The sequence below is a fragment of the Neoalteromonas facilis genome (assembly GCF_002807665.1).
GTDB classification, from domain to species: domain Bacteria; phylum Pseudomonadota; class Gammaproteobacteria; order Enterobacterales; family Alteromonadaceae; genus Alteromonas_E; species Alteromonas_E facilis.
On the sequence record NZ_PEAY01000008.1, the window covers coordinates 31,966 to 50,352 of the forward strand.

18 protein-coding genes and 1 tRNA gene are annotated in these 18,387 nt (G+C 44.5%); 12 read left to right on the top strand and 7 right to left on the bottom strand.

Features of this window, described 5'->3' with window-relative positions; all coding sequences use genetic code 11:
• Nucleotides 1-20: 20 nt before the first annotated feature.
• Genes CSH93_RS16775 through murA form a run of 4 tightly spaced genes read left to right on the top strand, consistent with a single transcriptional unit; the run spans nt 21 to nt 2,539 of the window.
• Nucleotides 21-659, top strand: a complete 639-nt coding sequence (locus tag CSH93_RS16775) for an MlaC/ttg2D family ABC transporter substrate-binding protein (RefSeq protein ID WP_240615641.1) — start codon at nt 21-23, stop codon at nt 657-659.
• Between the two features lie 3 nt (nt 660-662).
• Nucleotides 663-977 (top strand): STAS domain-containing protein, encoded by a 315-nt coding sequence (locus CSH93_RS16780; RefSeq protein ID WP_100644524.1) that lies wholly within the window; start codon nt 663-665, stop codon nt 975-977.
• A gap of 29 nt (nt 978-1,006) precedes the next feature.
• Nucleotides 1,007-1,264 (top strand): BolA family protein, encoded by a 258-nt coding sequence (locus tag CSH93_RS16785; RefSeq protein ID WP_100644525.1) that lies wholly within the window; start codon nt 1,007-1,009, stop codon nt 1,262-1,264.
• A 12-nt stretch (nt 1,265-1,276) separates the two neighbouring features.
• A complete protein-coding gene (gene murA / locus CSH93_RS16790) occupies nt 1,277-2,539 on the top strand; it encodes a UDP-N-acetylglucosamine 1-carboxyvinyltransferase (RefSeq protein WP_100644526.1) in 1,263 nt (420 codons plus the stop codon).
• A 10-nt stretch (nt 2,540-2,549) separates the two neighbouring features.
• Here the strand turns inward: murA and CSH93_RS16795 are convergent, their stop codons facing one another.
• Nucleotides 2,550-3,683 (bottom strand): HD domain-containing phosphohydrolase, encoded by a 1,134-nt coding sequence (locus CSH93_RS16795; RefSeq protein ID WP_100644527.1) that lies wholly within the window; start codon nt 3,681-3,683, stop codon nt 2,550-2,552.
• A gap of 176 nt (nt 3,684-3,859) precedes the next feature.
• On the opposite strand from CSH93_RS16795, the gene CSH93_RS16800 reads away from it, so the two are divergent.
• The 3 genes from CSH93_RS16800 to CSH93_RS16810 all read left to right on the top strand — a co-directional run bounded on the left by CSH93_RS16800 (nt 3,860) and on the right by CSH93_RS16810 (nt 5,939).
• Entirely contained in the window at nt 3,860-4,585 is a 726-nt protein-coding gene (locus tag CSH93_RS16800; protein WP_100644590.1) for a 1-acylglycerol-3-phosphate O-acyltransferase, read from the top strand.
• A gap of 34 nt (nt 4,586-4,619) precedes the next feature.
• Nucleotides 4,620-5,006 carry a ribonuclease E inhibitor RraB gene (gene rraB, locus CSH93_RS16805; protein ID WP_100644591.1) on the top strand — a complete coding sequence of 129 codons (387 nt, stop codon included), beginning with the start codon at nt 4,620-4,622 and terminating at the stop codon, nt 5,004-5,006.
• Between the two features lie 159 nt (nt 5,007-5,165).
• Nucleotides 5,166-5,939, top strand: coding sequence for a choice-of-anchor H family protein (locus tag CSH93_RS16810; protein WP_100644528.1), 774 nt, complete (start codon nt 5,166-5,168; stop codon nt 5,937-5,939).
• 34 nt (nt 5,940-5,973) lie between these two features.
• Here CSH93_RS16810 and CSH93_RS16815 read toward each other — a convergent pair whose 3' ends face one another.
• The 5 genes from CSH93_RS16815 to pepA all read right to left on the bottom strand — a co-directional run bounded on the left by CSH93_RS16815 (nt 5,974) and on the right by pepA (nt 11,945).
• Nucleotides 5,974-6,174, bottom strand: a complete 201-nt coding sequence (locus CSH93_RS16815) for a type II toxin-antitoxin system antitoxin (RefSeq protein WP_100644529.1) — start codon at nt 6,172-6,174, stop codon at nt 5,974-5,976.
• Nucleotides 6,171-7,043, bottom strand: a complete 873-nt coding sequence (locus tag CSH93_RS16820; RefSeq protein WP_100644530.1) for an SPFH domain-containing protein — start codon at nt 7,041-7,043, stop codon at nt 6,171-6,173. The genes CSH93_RS16815 and CSH93_RS16820 overlap by 4 nt, the downstream gene beginning before the upstream one ends.
• A 182-nt stretch (nt 7,044-7,225) precedes the next feature.
• Entirely contained in the window at nt 7,226-10,006 is a 2,781-nt protein-coding gene (locus CSH93_RS16825) for a valine--tRNA ligase (protein WP_100644531.1), read from the bottom strand.
• Nucleotides 9,999-10,436, bottom strand: coding sequence for a DNA polymerase III subunit chi (locus CSH93_RS16830; protein ID WP_100644532.1), 438 nt, complete (start codon nt 10,434-10,436; stop codon nt 9,999-10,001). Before CSH93_RS16830 ends, CSH93_RS16825 begins: the two co-directional genes overlap by 8 nt.
• Nucleotides 10,437-10,439: 3 nt before the next feature.
• Nucleotides 10,440-11,945 carry a leucyl aminopeptidase gene (gene pepA / locus CSH93_RS16835; protein ID WP_100644533.1) on the bottom strand — a complete coding sequence of 502 codons (1,506 nt, stop codon included), beginning with the start codon at nt 11,943-11,945 and terminating at the stop codon, nt 10,440-10,442.
• Between the two features lie 213 nt (nt 11,946-12,158).
• Between pepA and lptF the strand changes: the two genes are divergently transcribed.
• Together lptF and lptG are read left to right on the top strand one after the other, a co-directional pair.
• Complete coding sequence (gene lptF / locus CSH93_RS16840; RefSeq protein ID WP_100644534.1) at nt 12,159-13,268, top strand: LPS export ABC transporter permease LptF; 1,110 nt, start codon at nt 12,159-12,161, stop codon at nt 13,266-13,268.
• Nucleotides 13,268-14,329, top strand: coding sequence for an LPS export ABC transporter permease LptG (gene lptG, locus CSH93_RS16845; protein WP_100644535.1), 1,062 nt, complete (start codon nt 13,268-13,270; stop codon nt 14,327-14,329). The genes lptF and lptG overlap by 1 nt, the downstream gene beginning before the upstream one ends.
• A gap of 5 nt (nt 14,330-14,334) precedes the next feature.
• On the opposite strand, the gene CSH93_RS16850 is transcribed toward lptG, so the two are convergent.
• A complete protein-coding gene (locus CSH93_RS16850; RefSeq protein WP_100644536.1) occupies nt 14,335-14,841 on the bottom strand; it encodes an RDD family protein in 507 nt (168 codons plus the stop codon).
• 211 nt (nt 14,842-15,052) lie between these two features.
• On the opposite strand from CSH93_RS16850, the gene CSH93_RS16855 reads away from it, so the two are divergent.
• The 3 genes from CSH93_RS16855 (at nt 15,053) to nhaA (ending at nt 18,264) form a co-directional block, all read left to right on the top strand.
• Nucleotides 15,053-15,829: a type 2 periplasmic-binding domain-containing protein gene (locus tag CSH93_RS16855; RefSeq protein ID WP_100644537.1), complete on the top strand. Its 777-nt coding sequence runs from the start codon at nt 15,053-15,055 to the stop codon at nt 15,827-15,829.
• 136 nt (nt 15,830-15,965) lie between these two features.
• Nucleotides 15,966-16,052: transfer RNA gene (locus CSH93_RS16860), tRNA-Leu, on the top strand.
• Nucleotides 16,053-16,887: 835 nt separating this feature from the next.
• Nucleotides 16,888-18,264, top strand: a complete 1,377-nt coding sequence (gene nhaA, locus CSH93_RS16870) for a Na+/H+ antiporter NhaA (RefSeq protein ID WP_100644539.1) — start codon at nt 16,888-16,890, stop codon at nt 18,262-18,264.
• The last annotated feature ends 123 nt before the right edge of the window (nt 18,265-18,387 follow it).

Consider the following 18,387-nt stretch of genomic DNA (forward strand, 5'->3'; position numbering starts at 1 on the left):
TTAAATTAGGAGAAATTATTGTGAGAAATTGGTTATTGGGACTATTCGCCGCTAGCCTACTTTGTGTATCAACCGCGCGTGCTGAGATTGAGTCTACAGACCCTTACGTCATGGTTCAAAGTGTAGCGGTAAAAACTTTTGACCGCATCAAGCGCGAGCAAAGTGAAATAGAGCAAGAGCCTGAGAAGCTGCGCGTGATCATGAAAGAAGAGTTGGTGCCTTACATCGATTACAAATATGCAGCGTTTATGGTGTTAGGCAAGCATTTCCGCTCAGTACCGAAAGAGAAGCTAAATGAATACGTTTCAGTGTTTAGAGAGTATTTGATCACCAGCTACGCCATTGCAATGGGCTATTACGACAATCAAGAAGTGATTTTTGAACCGTCAAGCGATTGGAAAGACAAAAAGACGGTAACGGTAAGAGCTGTTATTAAAGATGACGTGCGTCCAGATATCAATGTTGCATTTAAAGTTACCAAGAACAAAAACACTAACGAATGGCGAGCATACGATATGATCGCAGAGGGTATCAGTGTGGTTGACAGCAAACGCAGCGAATTTGAAGGCATTTTACGTCAAGACGGCATCGATAAAGTGATTGAGATCATGCGCAATTCCATCGATAAACCGATTGTTTTACAAACAAAAGAAAGTTAATTAATGACGCCTTTTAGCACTTCTCTTAATGATAGTGGCAGCATGAATGTGACGGGTGACTTGACCATGTACACCATTGAAAAAGATTGGTGGAAAAGCGCCAGCCGTCACGACCTTGATGCATTGAAAAAACAGTCAAATTTAACTATTTGCTTATCCGATATAGCGCGCATAGACAGCGCAGGCCTTGCTTGGCTTCTTAATCTCATTCGAGATGCCAAGCGTGCAGGTTTGTCGATTAAATTGCAAAATCCTCCCAAAGAATTGCTAAATCTGGCAAAAATCAGCGACGCATCATCGCTTTTGCCGTTAGAATAGCGTTACTGAAAATCGTGCACTGAGATCGAATGACAAACGAACAAATCGAACTTTTACTGAAATCAGCACTCAACCTTTCTGAAGTACATGTGCAAAGCGATGGATCTCACGTGAGAGTTATTGCTGTCAGCGATGTATTCGACGATATGTCGAGGGTAAAGAAACAACAATATGTTTATGCCCCATTGAAAGATATGATTGCTGACGGTAGCCTTCACGCGGTAACAATTAAAACATTCAATACGGAACAGTGGCGACGCGAGCGTATGCTCCATATGCCCGGCTAAGAAAAATATTCGATGGATAAATTGGTAATTAAAAAGAGCCCTCCGCTACAAGGCGAAGTGGTTATATCTGGCGCCAAAAACGCCGCTCTCCCACTCCTTATCACCTGTCTGTTAACTGACGAAGCATGCACCTTCACCAATGTGCCTGATTTACGCGACATTAATACCAGTTTAGCCTTGCTGGCTGAGTTGGGCGTGACAGTGAATCGAGGCTCTGGCAGTGTTGAGTTAAACGCAAGCACTTTGAGTTCAATAACAGCATCATATGAATTGGTTCGTACTATGCGAGCGTCAATTCTCGTGTTAGGGCCATTGCTGGCGAAGCACGGCAAAGCCAATGTATCGTTACCCGGTGGTTGTGCCATCGGTGCTCGCCCAGTCAATCTGCACTTAGCCGGCCTAGAAAAAATGGGAGCCAACATCGTTGTTGACGAAGGTTATATTCGCGCAACCGTTGATGGACGCTTAAAAGGCGCACGTATCTTTATGGATATCGTAAGTGTCGGTGCGACTGAAAACCTTATGATGGCAGCAGCATTAGCCGATGGTGAAACTATTCTAGAAAATGCTGCACGCGAACCAGAAATCGTAGATTTGGCCGTATGCCTCAATCGCATGGGAGCGAAAATTGAAGGCGCCGGTACCGATAACATTCGAATACAAGGTGTAGAAACATTACACGGTGGCACTCATCGAGTACTGCCCGACCGTATCGAAACCGGAACATTTTTGGTCGCAGCGGCGGCAAGTGGCGGTAAAGTTCGTTGTTTGAATGCGGCGCCTGATACGCTTGACGCGGTTATCGATAAGCTAGAACAGGCAGGCGCTAACATTACGATAGGTGATGATTGGATTGAATTGGACATGTCTGGGAAACACCCCAAAGCGGTAAGCCTCAAAACGGCACCACACCCGGGCTTCCCTACCGATATGCAAGCACAATTCGTGACTTTGAATTGCATCGCTGAAGGCACAGGCGTGATCAGTGAAACCATTTTCGAAAATCGTTTTATGCATGTACCCGAATTGCACCGCATGGGTGCCGATATTTCGTTAGAAGGTAACAGCGCAGTATCCAAAGGTAATTCACAATTGCGCGGCGCGCCGGTGATGGCAACCGATTTACGCGCATCAGCAAGTCTTGTTATTGCAGGGTTGCTAGCAGAAGGTGAAACTACCGTTAATCGTATTTACCATCTCGACAGAGGCTATGAATCGATTGAAAAGAAACTACGCGGATTAGGTGCAAATATAGAGCGCGTTACTGCAGAGTAACGCGCAACCATTATTTAGTCAGTAGCGCTGTCATCGCCTGGTTGAAGATGCGCAACCATTTAACGCTAAATTGCCCTTTTGCCTGACGATTAATTTCTATCACGGCTTCCTTTTTTGACAAATGATCCGTGCCGTTGTGCGCACGGGAGTGGGTCATCGCATCATAAGTGTCAAGGATTGCGAGTAACTTGGCACCATCGCACATATCCGCTTCTTTGATGCCCAGAGGGTAACCACTGCCATCCACCCGCTCGTGATGCTGCATAACAATTTTACGCGCACCATCCCACAATTCTAAATGTTCGAGCAAACGTGAGCTCTTGTAGACGTGAGAGCGCATTAAATTAAATTCTATATCGCTATATTTCTCGGTTTTATGCAGCAACTTCAGCGGCATAAAAGCCATGCCGAAATCATGTACATAGCAGGCTACCGCTAACTGTTCAGGATCTATTTGATTACCCGATGACTGATTGACATAGCTAGCAAGCTTGGCGATCCGGTCTCCACGGCCTTCCCAATAATCGGAACGGCGTTCAATAGCCTTCATTAGATCACGAAAGAATAAAATGTCTTGTTGTTTCTCTGTACTGAGGTCTTTGGGAATACCCGTGTTGAGAATGCTACCAGTGACCTTTTCAGCGATAGGCTTGCCTGAATCGCTAACCGCAATATCTAGATTCGGATTGAGCAGCAAAACCGCTTTGGTTAGCAATGCTTCATGTTGATTCTTATTCTCAGGCTCAATTTGACCAATTGCGTCGACTAATTGAGTATGCAATTCCTCATCATACTCTGCTCGACCTTTTTCCATACAGCCTTCAACAAAGGTCTTAACCATATCCATGGTAATAAGTACCAAATCACTCATGGTGCTGGTGTAATCAATTTGGCCCTTGCGCAAATAATCTAGTAAATCTTCAACATGCTGCAACAGCGGGATCATGGGAGAGAAACTCACCAAACCGAGATCACCTTTAATGGTATGTACCGAGCGAAACAACGCGCGTTGAAGTTCGTTATCAGTGGGTCGCAATTCAAGCTCTATTAGCGTCTGTTCACTCGCTTCATAGAGTTCTTGAATTTCTTCCATTAAATCGCCAAGAATTTCATCATCCAGTTCTTCAGGCGTAAATACTTGCATTGTCGAGATTTTCCTCACGCAGTGATCGGTATCACATCAATATCGACCGGTACAATTTAACACTTTAGCACAGGATCAGAATGAAGGAGCAAATGGAGGTATGAGGAGTAACAATTTCACTTTAGATTTTGCCAAAGTTGCGTATACTTCCGCGCAAAAACAATTTGAGCGTACACGTGTTAGCTGTTTTTAGATGTTTGATCATTTTTGTCTATTTTATCCTGATCAATATTTTCCTTATTCTTGCCTGTTTAGTTAGGCCTTTTCATCGCAATAATGTGCACCTTGCCGGGCAAGTGTATAGCACCATGTCTCGATTAGTTGGCGTTAAGGTTGTGGTACGCGTATCACCTGACATAAAACAGGACCAACCGTATATATTCATCGCAAATCATCAAAATAGTTATGACTTGCTTACCATCTGTAAAGCGGCATTGCCGGGTGTCGTCACCGTCGGTAAAAAGAGCCTTAAGTGGATACCTATTTTCGGTCAACTCTATTGGCTGACTGGAAATATCATGATTGATCGTAAAAACTCAGGAAGAGCACGTGACACCTTGACACAGACGGCCGAAAAAATCCGTGAACGCCGTTTGTCAGTTTGGTTCTTTCCCGAGGGTACTCGTTCTTACGGTCGAGGGTTGCTTCCGTTTAAAACTGGTGCATTTCGCTTAGCGCTCGATACACACACGCCAATTTCTTTGGTCTGTGCTAGCAATACACACAAATCCATTAAGCTCAACCGTTGGAACAACGGCACTGTGCTGATTGATATCCTAGCCCCTATCGAACTCGACTCATCTAAAAGTGCAAAAGAGTGGGCAGAGGTTTGCCATGCCCAAATGCAAGCCCATCTGGAAAAGTTGACGGATGAGGTCGCGTTGCTGGACGCAAAGGAGTAAACTAAGGGTATTCCTAATCGCGGTGAAATTAAGCATGGATTTAGAACAAGAACGTCAAGAGTGGTACGCATTTAATCAAGAGACTATCGACGCCCTGCGTGAAGATGGCAGTCAAATGGATGCGACCTACACTGTTGAACATCATTTTGCTTGTGCTGATTTTGATAAACTTGAAAAAGCTGCTGTAGATGTTTTTAAGGCTGAGTTTGAAGTGTCAGATGCTGAAGAACTGGTGTTAGATGATGGCGGTACTATCTTCTGTTTTGACGCTGTAATTGAACGTAAGCTTGAGCGTCCTATTCTAGACAAAGACACCGACACTCTTTTGGGTATCGCTGAAAAACACGGTGTTCATTATGACGGTTGGGGTACCTACTACATAGGTGAAGACGGCGAGGAAAACCCAACTCTAAACGACTAGCTAAAAGACTAGCCAATAGTTTAGTTACCGCGCCTAGACAACGCTTTGCTAATTGTCGCTCACAGCGGTTAAGTTAATTCAGATAGCTTTCAGTTTTGGTTCAGCTTAATTGCGGCACACTCTGTACTGTAAACAATAATCAGTGCAGGGAGAACCGCGATGATGAACCACATCAATACGGCTTTAAAGATAGCCGCAATATTTTTTCCATTTGCGACAGTAAGTGCACAGGCAGAAACTCCCATCCCCGTTGTTAAAAGCGCCGAGTTTCAGTTTGGCCAACCTTTTGCGTCACCTCAAAGAGTTGTTGCCAGCAATAAAATGGCAACCCTCGACGGTAGCAATCTACCCGTACCATTGACGGTTAAAAATACACAGCTTGCGGAAAAAAAGTGGCCTTCGAAAAATAGAGAGTCACAGGGGTTTATCGACGCCAATAGTGACTTTTGGATCTACGATAGCTGGACCACTCTCTCGCATGACTACGATTATGACGGCTACTACTCTAAATTAACGGTTGAGTTTGACGCTGACACAGTCTTCAGCCGAGCTTATGTTTACGCTGTTATTTACTTGGGCATCGACGGCGTTTTTGATGCCATTCATACCACATCAGTATTTGCCATTGATGGCGATTCAAGCAACGACAGTTTTGTTGTAGAAAGCGAACTAGTGAGTGGCTTTCCGAGCAACGACTATGAAGTACTGATTGAGCTGTATGACGCAGACTACGACGAATTTATTGCCTTCTCAGACGGTCTAGATGATGAGGACCTCGCGTTTACGCCATTGGAAAGTGAAGAGTATGAGGTTGTAACAGAAACTCGCGTCGTTATTGTCGATGAACATGGAGGCAGTACATCGCTGCTCAGCGTCATTATATTGTTGGCTTTAACTTTTACGCGCGCTCTGCTCAAGCGGGAAACACACTAAAGCAGAGCCGCTAGGAGTGAGTTATCTCACTCCTTTAGGCCGAGTCAGATGAGTCTGACTCTTCGATATCTATCGTAACCCGTTCGACAAGTTTGACTCGGCCATTTTTCACCAACGCATCTCTTAGTACGAATTCAATTTGAGCGTTTAGACTGCGCAAATCGTCATCAGCCCATCGCTGCATAGCAGCCAATACTTTTTCGTTAATGCGTAGCGGAAAAGCTTTTTTACTCATGAATACAAAGAACCTGTATTAATAACCGGTTGGGTATTTTTATCACCGCATAGTACGACCATTAAATTGCTTACCATAGCCGCTTTACGCTCTTCATCCAGTTCTACAACCTGCTTTTCACTGAGCTTTTCTAGCGCCATTTCGACCATACTGACAGCCCCTTCAACGATACGACCTCGAGCGGCTATGATAGCGGCTGCTTGTTGGCGCTGCAGCATTGCACTGGCAATTTCTTGAGCGTAGGCTAAGTGACTGATGCGTGCTTCATGTACCGTTATCCCAGCCCGTCCAAGACGATCTTGTATTTCAGCTGATAAACGGTTGGCAATTTCAATCGGGTGGCTGCGCAATGCAATTTCAGCTTCGTCATCATCACGTGGATCATAAGGGTAACTGCTGGCTAAATTACGCAATGCAGACTCACTTTGAATCGTTACATAGCTTTCATAGTCATCCACTTCGAACACAGCTTCTGCGGTATCCGTAACGGACCAAACAACAACTGTAGCAATCTCAATGGGATTACCCTGATTGTCATTGACCTTTATTTTAGCACTCTCAAAATTACGTATACGCAAGGAAATGGCTTTGCGCATAAATAGTGGAATCGTCCAACGCAAACCTGAGCGCTTCTCTGTGCCGACATACGCGCCAAACAACGTGAGTACTTTACCTTGATTCGGTTGCACCATAAAAAAACCACCCCAGCACGCAAGCACTAAAACGAGCAACAGGATCTTACTAAACTCTGTTACATCCAACGGTACTGTGTTGCTTTGCACCCATAACGCTAACACAACGGTTAACCCTGCTAATACTAAAGCACTGATATAACCATTAAACGATAATGCCTTTTTCTCGACGATCATAAATACCTCCTTTTGATATCACTTTGATATCAATTTAGTTTGAAGTTAGATAAAAGTCAAAGCAATTTTTCAAGGAAATCGAAGCTTGAAAAGATAAATACCAACGAATAAACGACACGGTGAAAACAAAAAAGCCTCTGAGTTTTTACATCAGAGGCTTTTTAATGAAGGTGTGAGCAACATTAAAGTGCTTCAATCGTCCTTTGTTGTTCTTGAAGCTTTTCTAATTGCTGAGTCGCCTCAGCTAATTTTTGCTTTTCTTTCTCTATTACCGCCTCAGGCGCTTTGCTGACAAACTTTTCATTCGATAGCTTACCTTGCGTCCGCGCTGCGTCTTTTTCGATTTTGTCGATGGCTTTTGCGATGCGCGCTAGCTCAGCATCTTTATCGATTAACCCTGCCATTGGAATAAGCACTTCCATTTCGCCCACAATAGCACTGGCAGAAGCAGGAGCTTCTTCCCCTTTCGCCAAGACTTTAATGGACTCTAGTTTAGCCATACGGGTTAAATACAAATCCATTGACTTGGCACGTAGCAGATCTTGCTCACTGGCATTTCTCAACATCACAGATAATGGTTTGTTCGGTGAAATATCCATTTCTCCGCGAATGTTACGAATACCTACGATAACTTTCTTCAGCCATTCAACATCATTGAGTACATCCTCATCAACGCCTTGTTGAGGCATCTGAGGGAATGCTTGCACCATAATGCTCGCGTTACCGCTATCTAAGACATCGGTTAATGGCGCTACGCGCTGCCATATCGTTTCCGTGATAAATGGCATCATCGGGTGTAGCAGACGCATTAACTGTTCAAGTACATTGACCAAAGTGTAACGCGTACCGCGTTTTTGCGCTTCACTGCTTTCATCACTGTTTAATACCGGTTTGGTCAACTCTAGATACCAGTCACAGAACTGATTCCAGGTAAATTCATACAATGCTTGAGCGGCTATATCAAAACGATATTGTTCGAGCGCCTGCTCAAAGTCAGCTACTGTTTGATAAAAGCGAGCCCAAATCCAACGATCAGCCATACTCAGTTCCATCTGCTCACTGCTAACACCTTTCCCTGTATCTTCAGTCTCAGTGTTCATCAAAACGAAACGAGAGGCATTCCAAATCTTGTTGCAGAAGTTTCGATAACCTTCCACACGCCCCATATCAAAATTGATATCACGGCTGGTTGACGCCATTGCGGCAAACGTGAAGCGAAGTGCATCAGTCCCGTAACCGGCAATCCCTTCAGGGAATTGTTGGCGAGTACGTTTAGCAATTTTTTCGGCCTTCTGCGGTTGCATCATGCCACCGGTACGTTTCTCTACCAGTGCATCGAGGCTTATGCCATCAATCAAATCGATAGGATCTAGCACGTTCCCTTTCGACTTAGACATCTTGTCACCTTGCTCATCGCGAATGAGACCAGTGATATAAATATCTTTAAACGGGATTTTGCCCGTGAACTTTTTCGTCATCATGATCATTCTGGCAACCCAGAAGAAAATGATATCGAACCCTGTCACTAGCACGGAGCTAGGTACAAACGTTTCTAATTCAGGGGTCTTTTGTGGCCAGCCCATCGTCGCAAATGGCCACAACGCAGAAGAGAACCAGGTATCCAAAACATCATCGTCTTGACGTAATGCTACGCTGTCGCTTAAACCGTTTTCAGCACGTACTGTTTCTTCATTTTCACCAACGTAGAAGTTCCCCTCTTCGTCATACCATGCTGGGATGCGGTGCCCCCACCATAATTGACGTGAAATACACCAATCTTGAATATTGTGCATCCACTGGTAGTAAGTCTTGTTCCAATTCTCAGGAACAAAACGAATCTCACCTGATTCAACCGCCTCAATTGCTGGCTTGGCAAGAGACTCAACGGCAACATACCATTGGTCCGTGAGGTAAGGTTCGATCACCGCACCAGAACGGTCTCCACGTGGTACTTTCAATGTGTGAGGTTCAATCTTAACCAATACGCCGCTGGCTTCTAAGTCTGCAACAATTTGTTTACGCGCATCAAAGCGGTCTAAGCCACGGTAGGCCTCTGGCACGTCTTCGTTTAGCTTGGCGTCATCAGTTAAAATGTTGATCATCGGCAACGAGTGGCGCTTACCCATGTCGTAGTCATTAAAATCGTGTGCTGGCGTAATTTTAACGCAGCCCGTACCAAACTCTTGATCAACGTAATCATCAGCAATGACCGGGATCAATCGACCCGTAATCGGCAATTTGATTTCCTTGCCAATAAATGACTGATAACGCTCATCATCAGGGTGAACCGCAACAGCTGTGTCACCCAGCATGGTTTCAGGACGTGTTGTTGCAACGACTAACTCACCACTACCGTCGGCCAATGGATAACGCATATGCCACATATGGCCAGCTTCTTCTTCATTGAGCACTTCCAGATCAGACACTGCAGTGTGTAAGACAGGATCCCAATTTACCAAGCGCTTACCACGGTAAATGAGGCCTTCTTTGTACAAATCGACAAAGACTTTGCTCACGGCCTTGGATAAATTTTCATCCATGGTGAACACTTCACGATCCCAATCAGTTGAGGTGCCAAGACGGCGCATTTGCTGACTGATAGTACCGCCAGATTCTGCTTTCCACTCCCAGACCTTCTCAATAAATGCTTCTCGGCCTAGATCGTGACGGCTTAAACCTTTTGCATCCAGTTGGCGCTCTACTACCATTTGTGTCGCGATGCCTGCATGGTCAGTACCGCACTGCCATAAGGTATTGTCACCTTTCATTCGATGATATCGCGTTAAGGTATCCATAATCGTATGCTGAAACGCGTGCCCCATATGCAGGCTGCCGGTTACATTTGGTGGTGGTAATAAAATACAGTAAGGGTCGCCAGAACCCGACGGTTTGAAATAACCATTTTCTTCCCATTCTGCGTAACAACTTTGTTCGATCGCACTGGGGTTAAAGGTTTTATCCATTATTTATCTCTTTTGAAAATTGCTTAAATTGCATTGTGCAGCCTGCTTGTTGATACTGCTTGTAGCGTTCTCTTGCCGCTTGCTTACCGCTATCGTCAGTGGGAACAAAATCGATCACCTGCTTAAGAGGTCGTTGAAGAGGCAATACGTCCCCAGCGAGGTTAATCGCAACAGCTTTTGTTTCACTCACGGGTGGCCAGGTAATCGTCACTGGTGTGCCATTGGCAGGCCCTTCACCGCGCAAATTATGCGGTATAAACGCATCGTTAGGCTGTCGCCACAAATGTTCGTCCCACGCTTCTGCTGATGCCTTGTCTTTACATATCAAAACCAAGGGTTGACGCGCACGGTAACACTCAACAACAAGTGGCGTTACCGCTTCGAATAAATCGTCGCTATCAAGCTGATAGAAGGTTGCACTTACATTCATCGATTAGTCTTCTGTCTTAATGCCTGCACGATTAAGTAAGAACTGAGTCAACATCGGCACTGGACGCCCACTTGCGCCTTTATCTTTACCAGAAGACCAGGCTGTACCTGCGATATCCAAGTGTGCCCAATTATATTTCTTGGTAAAACGAGACAAGAAACAAGCCGCAGTGATAGTTCCGGCTGGACGCCCGCCTAAATTCGACATATCCGCAAAGGGGCTTTCAATTTGCTCTTGGTATTCATCCCACAATGGCAAGCGCCATGCTCGGTCAGCACTTTGCTCCGACGCATTGACTAACTCGTGCGCCAATGGGTTGTGCGGACTCATCACGCCGGTGGCATGCTTACCAAGCGCAATGACACAGGCGCCAGTGAGAGTCGCCACATCGATAACGGTTTCAGGTGAAAAACGCTCTACGTAGGTTAGGGCATCACATAATACCAAGCGCCCTTCAGCGTCAGTATTCAATACTTCAACCGTCTGACCTGACATTGTAGTTAAAATATCGCCTGGGCGATAAGAGCGGCCGTCAGGCATATTTTCACAGCCAGCTAAAACCCCAATGATATTCAGAGGTAAGTTTAATTCCGCGACCGTGTGCATAACACCAAATACTGACGCAGCACCACACATGTCGTATTTCATTTCATCCATACCATCACCTGGTTTCAATGAAATACCACCACTATCAAAGGTCAGGCCTTTACCGACTAGCACGATAGGCGCAGCATCTTTATCGCCACCTTGGTGGTGCAAGATGCTCATCATAGATTCGTTTTCGGAACCTCGCCCAACGGCCAAGTAAGTATGCATACCAAGCGCTTCCATTTGCGCTTCGTCAACTTTTTCCGCCGTTAGCGACTCGTACTTTTCAGCCATTGCTTCTGCTTGCTGCCACAAATAACCTGGATTACAGATATTGGGAGGCATATTAGCAACGTCTCGTGCACTGCTAGACCCTGTTGCAATCGCGAGTCCATGCTCTAATGCGCGTTCGCCGATGGGTAACTCTTTACGTGTTGGTACGTTGAATACGATTTTACGTAACGGACGGCGCAGCTCACCTTTTTTGGTTTTTAATTGCAAGAAGGTGTACAGGGAGTCCTGAGTTGCTTCGACTGCTTGACGCACTTTCCAATAGACATCACGACCTTTGACGTGAAGATCTGACAGATAGCAAACAGCTTCCATCGAACCGGTTTCGTTCAATGTACGAATGGTCTTGGCAATGATTTGCTTATATTGGCGCTCATCTAATTCACGCTCTTTACCACAACCTACCAATAGCACACGTTCGCTTAACACGTTTGGTACATGATGTAAGAGCAGCATCTGGCCGGCCTTTCCTTCCAGATCTCCGCGTCGCAGTAAGCTGCTAATGTAGCCTTCGCTGATTTCATCCAACTGTTCGGCGACAGGGCTTAATCGTCTTGGTTCATATACACCCACAACGATACATGCACTTCTCTGCTTTTCCGGGCTACCACTTTTTACACTAAATTCCATAATAATCTCTCGTTCAACAAACCGGTTATTTAGGGCCAAACTGTCAATTTTATTTAATTTGAATTAACCTTTGTCTGTTGCTTGTGATTTAATACGCGGGCAATTGAATGCGTAATCGTTTGACCGCTGGTCGACAAAACTTGTCAAAACACTGAGTTTACTGAAATCTGTGACTGCTTTCACTAAAAATCCAAGTTTACGTGTATCTAACTGATGCTTATTTTCCGTTATTTACTTAAAGAAAGTCTTAAATCCCAACTGGCTATTTTCTTCGTGTTAATGGCAATTTTTATTACCTTGCGCTTCGTCCGCGTATTGGGTGATGCATCTGATGGCGACATCCCAGCCAGTCTAGTGGTCGGTTTCCTTGCGCTGTATAGCCCAGTACTGGCGTCTTTAGTCCTCCCCATTAGTGTATTTCTGGGCATCATGCTGGCGTATGGGCGATTGTACGTCGACAGTGAGATGACTGTGATGAAAGCCTGTGGGATCAGTGAATGGTACGTCACGCGCGTAATGTTAGTCTTGTCGATATTGATGATGGTGATCACCGCCGTCATCACCCTATGGCTTGCCCCACTGTCCGCTGAAAGTGAGTACCAACTTCGCGACAAAGCTGCCACAGAAGGCGGTATTGCAGCCCTAATCCCTGGTAGATTTCAGCAGACAGGAAACGACAAAGCCGTCATATTTGTGCATGAAATAGATTCAGAGAATGAAAAACCACTGCAACGCATATTCCTGGCACAACACAAACAAGCGCCTGAAGGAAAGCCTCAGGTACACGTTGTATATGCTGATGCTGGCAGTATTAACGTTTCTCCGAATGGTGCGCAAAACTTGATCTTAAACGAAGGTAATCAATACGAGGGTAGTGTTGAAAGTAACAACTATCGTATTGTTTCATTTGATGAATACCAAATTCAAATCAGTGAAAAAGCGCCTACGGAGTCGAGTCGAAAAATGGTCGCAGTACCTACGCTTGATTTACTGCAGGATGGTTCTATTGAGGCCATTGCTGAATTCCAATGGCGAATTGCAATACCGCTATCACTGCCTTTTTTAGTGCTTATCGCCGTTCCGCTATCATCGGTTGACCCACGACAGGGCCGTTTCGGCAAAATGTTTCCCGCTATTCTGCTGTATCTTGGCTATTTCTTGCTGCTGCTCGCCAGCCGACGAGTGTTAGAGGATGGCAAGATCCCTGTACAAATTGGCTTGTGGTGGGTTCATGCGGTTATGTTGGTCATCGGGATTGCGTTGATCGCCCGTGATAGAAAATCAGGCACATGGTTACGCTCCTTATTGTGGAGGCGCAGCTGATGTTTAAGATCCTCGATTGGTATATTGCCAGAACACTCCTTGGTACTGTGTCTATTACCTTGTCAGTCTTGTTGGGGTTAAGTGCCCTAATAAAATTTGTTGAACAATTGCGTAAGATTGGTGAGGGTGAATATGACATGACCATTGCCCTCGTCTACGTTTTACTGAGCCTGCCTAGAGATTTAGAGCAATTTTTCCCGATGGCAACACTGCTTGGTGGGTTAATAGGCATGGGATTGTTGGCCAGCAATTCCGAATTAGTGGTGATGCAAGCAGCAGGGCAAAGCCGGTGGAATATCATCAGTTCAGCGATGAAATCTTGTGTGCTGATGATCATTGTGGTGATGTCAGTAGGTGAATTTGTAACGCCTGCAAGTGAAGCCAAAGCAAAAGAAATCAGAACAGAAGCGATATCCGGGGGTAGCCTTTTTTCCTCAGATCAATTGGTTTGGGCAAAAGACGGGGATAATTTCGTCAGTATTGGCCAGGTAGTGTCGCGCGACTTACTGAGAGATGTTGTGATTTATTGGTTCGATGGCTCGGCCAATTTACGCCAACTGACCTATGCTAAAGAAGCCACTTACGATGAAGAACGCTGGCAACTGATTAATGTTAACCACACATATTTTAGTGAACAAAATATTCGTCAGGATAGTGCCCCCGTATTGGATTGGTCTTCAACCTTAACACCAGACAAACTCGGCGTTGTTGCTGTTAAGCCAGAAGCACTATCAATCAGAGGTTTAGTGGATTATGTCACTTATCTAACCAATAACGACCAAGATCCCGCTCGTTATGAACTAGCGCTTTGGCGTAAAATAATGCAACCCGTTTCAGTGTCAGTAATGTTGCTGATGGCCCTAAGCTTTATTTTCGGGCCATTGCGCAGCGTTACCATGGGTGCACGCATCATTATGGGTGTATTAACTGGCTTTGCCTTTTTTATTACCAACGAAGTGTTTGGGCCGCTTAGTTTAGTGTACCAACTCCCACCTATATTGGGGGCATTGTTGCCTAGCTGCGTTTTCGTCGGCATGGCGGCATTTATGCTACGGCGCTAGTGACGCTACCAAGACTTATGATCGTTTTGTGTTTTGCTTAACTGGATCACTTCTATATTGGACAGTCTATCTTGCAACGCTAGCTTGTTTTTAAAGTCTAAGAGTACCAAGATTGTTCCCAACCCACCTAACGACGTTAGCAAGCGAATAATGAGTCGGCCATACCCAACCGGCTTGTCGTCCATGGCAAATAAGCGTAAACGCCACGCACGCATGCCTAAGGTTTGTCCACCGTGTTTCCAAAACCACAAGAAAAACGCAATCACCCAAATTCCCACCCAGCACTGAACAATGCTCTTGTACAGTAAAGACTGTTGCATGAAAGCGTTAAACTGCATATCTGCAGGCCCTTGAATAACGCCATTTTGATATAGCACAAGAAGCAGAATAATGATGATAAGTGCTGCACACATTCCCACTGCAACGGCCACTAATCCGTCGTAAACGATTGCGGCTAGACGCTTAAAGAATCCCGCTCGTTTCATGTTTTTTGAAACTTCTGTTTCTGTCATTTAACTACTCTGTTTCCTTGAAAACTCGCAGGGCCTGCTCCGCGCAAAAAATGAGGTCTGTTGATTGAAATCACAAAATCAATCAAGACGCATTTCTATTTTGCGCTAAACTTAATACATTCTGGCGATTAGGTCGACGATTAATGGTTCTTGGAAACCAGTACTTCATTAACCTTCCAGTAGTTGATTGGCTTACACGGGATCCCTATTGATGTCTCAACGTTTGTATTCGTTTGGATTCATACTGCTATTAATGATTGCGCTTAGCCCGTTAAAGCAAGCCTTTGCTGATGACGATCCAAAAGTCTATCTTGTCGGTATTGAGGATGTAGATTACCTGCCTTTTTTCACTCAGTCGGCGGAACACAGTAAACATACCTTCATCACTGATGTACTCAATTTATTCGCCGAAGAACAAGGGATTAAATTCGAATTCGTCTATTTGCCCATCTCCCGTTTTCCTGATTGGTACGACAGTGCAAACATAGACTTTCGTGTACCCGATAATGCGCTCTGGTCCACCCGTCATTCAGACCTCGTGTACAGTGACAGTATTGTCAACCTTCACATCGACTTAGTTGTTTTGCCTGATAATCAAGCCAAGCAGTTTGGTGAATTTGAACGAGTAGGCAGTGTAAATGGGTTTACTCCAAGCCCTCAGTGGAAAAAGCGCCTTGAGCAAAATAGTGCAAACTTTGTCTATGACAATTCAGTCAAAATCCTCGTTCAACTTTTACAACGAGGTTTAGTGGATTGCCTCGATATCAATCTTGCCGTCGCCAGATATTATGGAAAACAGCTAGGCTATCCCGATCAAGCATTTGTCGTTGCTAACGATACGCCGGATGAAAGTTTCAGTTATCACCTTTCAACCAGAAAGCATGGCGACAAAATAAAGCTATTCAATCAGTTCTTAAAAGATGAGAAAAGCAAGATTGACTCAATAAAACGCGAATATGGCATATCTGATCATGTCGCAATGAAATAGTGCTTTTGCCCAGCTTGTTTAACTTTTGTTCAGCTGATTCAACAAAGTGTCATAAAAATCTTGCACCGAGATTTAAGCTGGTTATAATGCGCAACCTGACTCGGCAATACGCCGGTTCAGCGGTATGGTTACCAATGCCAGAGTGGCGGAATTGGTAGACGCAGCGGATTCAAAATCCGCCGCCCGAGAGGGTGTGCCGGTTCAAGTCCGGCCTCTGGTACCAAACCATAAAACAACCGACGAAAGTCGGTTTTTTGTGCACGTAAATAATCAGACTCCACCCCATACACGGCGCTTCGGCATTCGTGTATTTTTCATTAAAACACGCTCCCCTTGGACAATCGTTAGCTCAATTTCCTTTGTATCTTTAAAAAAGCGAATAATTATCAACTTATGTTTGCTATCGAACACACACTAACAATCAGTTGAGGCAGACTGTCAACACACTAATACCTTCAGGGGGTTGCCGTAATGGCAAATACCTATGATAAACATCAACAATACCTACACAATACAGAACGAAACTCATAGTGAGATAATCAGCATTTTAACGCCGCTTGCTAGCCCCTACTGGCCAAAAGCTCTGGCAAACCCTAGTGAAAAAGCTGATCTATTGGGATTTTTACCTTTACCCTTAGCCCTTCGTCATGACAAACACTATAGCTACCAGCAAAATGAGTCGGGAAACCAACATCGCAGCGTTAATCTGCATTGGCCCAAAGCATCAGTTTTTTTTACGTAAGTAACCACCACAGCAAATAGCTTGTACTTTGTAGTCGTTTTAATTTTTGGCAATGTCAGATTAATGCATTACGCAATGAGTTTTCGCGAATCCAAACTGCGTTTCCTCTCGCCGCGAACAACGTTCGCGACACATCTGCGATACTGACGGAATTGTATGATCGGACTTTTATATAAAGTATAAATTTAGGATTTATCGCACTACGAAAACTATCTCTCACGCTATGTTATTACAAAGGGCAAAAATACTAAGTGCTTCTTATCGCTAAAATTTATTGTTTTTTCAATGATAGACTTGTCTCAGGAGACTGATACTGATGAAGATAAAAGCGCTTGCTAAACTACTACTTGAAGAAAACAGAGGAAATGCAGAGCAATTACCTAAATCTCTCATAGACTGGCTCACTCAACCACTCGGCCGTTTCTTTAAAATAGAGGCAGTTGCAGGGATAATGCTACTCACATTTACTCTGCTAGCGCTGTATTTGGCTAATTCGGAATTTAGTTCACAATTTGCAGCGCTATGGAAAGTTTCTGTAGGTTTCTCTGTTGGTAACTTCACATTTACTCGTTCACTGCACGCATGGATAAACGATGCAGGTATGACGTTTTTTTTCTTTCTCATCGCTCTAGAACTAAAGCGTGAACTGGTTTTAGGAGAACTACGTAAACCGCGACTTGCATTGCTATCTGTTTCAGCTGCAGCGGGTGGTATGATAATACCGGCAACTATCTATCTTTTCTTGCAGTTCGGGGAAACCGGTCAGAACGGTTGGGGAACGGTTATGGCAACTGACACAGCTTTCGTTATTGGTTGTTTGGCATTACTAGGTAAACGCATTCCGAAGAGTCTTCGCGTCTTTATGTTGTCGTTGGCCATTGTTGACGACCTCGGTGCAATTATCGTTGTTGCGCTGGGATATGGAAACGCCCTCAACTGGTTTTTTTTGGGTTATGCATTAATTGGCTTTGTCGTCATTAAATTTATGTCTTCACTAGGCGTCCGAAGTCTGCCTTTGTTTTTCGCTGTTGGTTTTATAATCTGGTTGTTGATTGATACTACAGGTATTCATCCAACCGTCACTGGTGTAATTCTCGGTCTGATGACGCCTACGTCACGATGGGTAAGTGACAGCAAACTACATGATATCGTGAGTGCGATATGGAGTCCGCTAGCTAAGAAGTATAAGAACAATACACTTTTGCATACCCGACTATTAAAAACTGCCGAGGCCGCTGCTCGTGAAGCCCTGTCACCAGTAGAGCGATTAGAAATTTTACTCCATCCTTGGGTGGGGTTTGTAGTGATGCCAATGTTTGCATTCGCAAATGCGGGAATTCCATTGAATAATCAGGACATGCCAATGTCGATTTTACTGGCTGTATTCTTTAGTTTTATACTCGGTAAACCCGCTGGAATTTGTCTGTTTAGCTGGGTTGCTATACAAACTAAATTGGCAGAACGACCTGCAGATTTGACCTGGGGGTTAATTTTTGCAGGCAGCATTTTAGCCGGGATTGGTTTCACAATGGCAATTTTTATTGCAAATCTTGCATATGAATCTGAGCAAATCAATGCCGCAAAATCAGGCGTTCTTACTGCTTCATTATTTTCCTCTTTTGTGGGTATTGCACTGTTAATCTTTATTACAAGAAAAAATAAAACCGCGAGAACTCAGACACGTAGACTTTAAGTAATCAAACTTCCCTACTCCTGATAACATATTGATTTATCAACATTCATATACAGTACGGATAGTATGGTCTATCATTTTACTGCTTAAAGATTGGTACTAATTTAGTCGCGATATCACGTT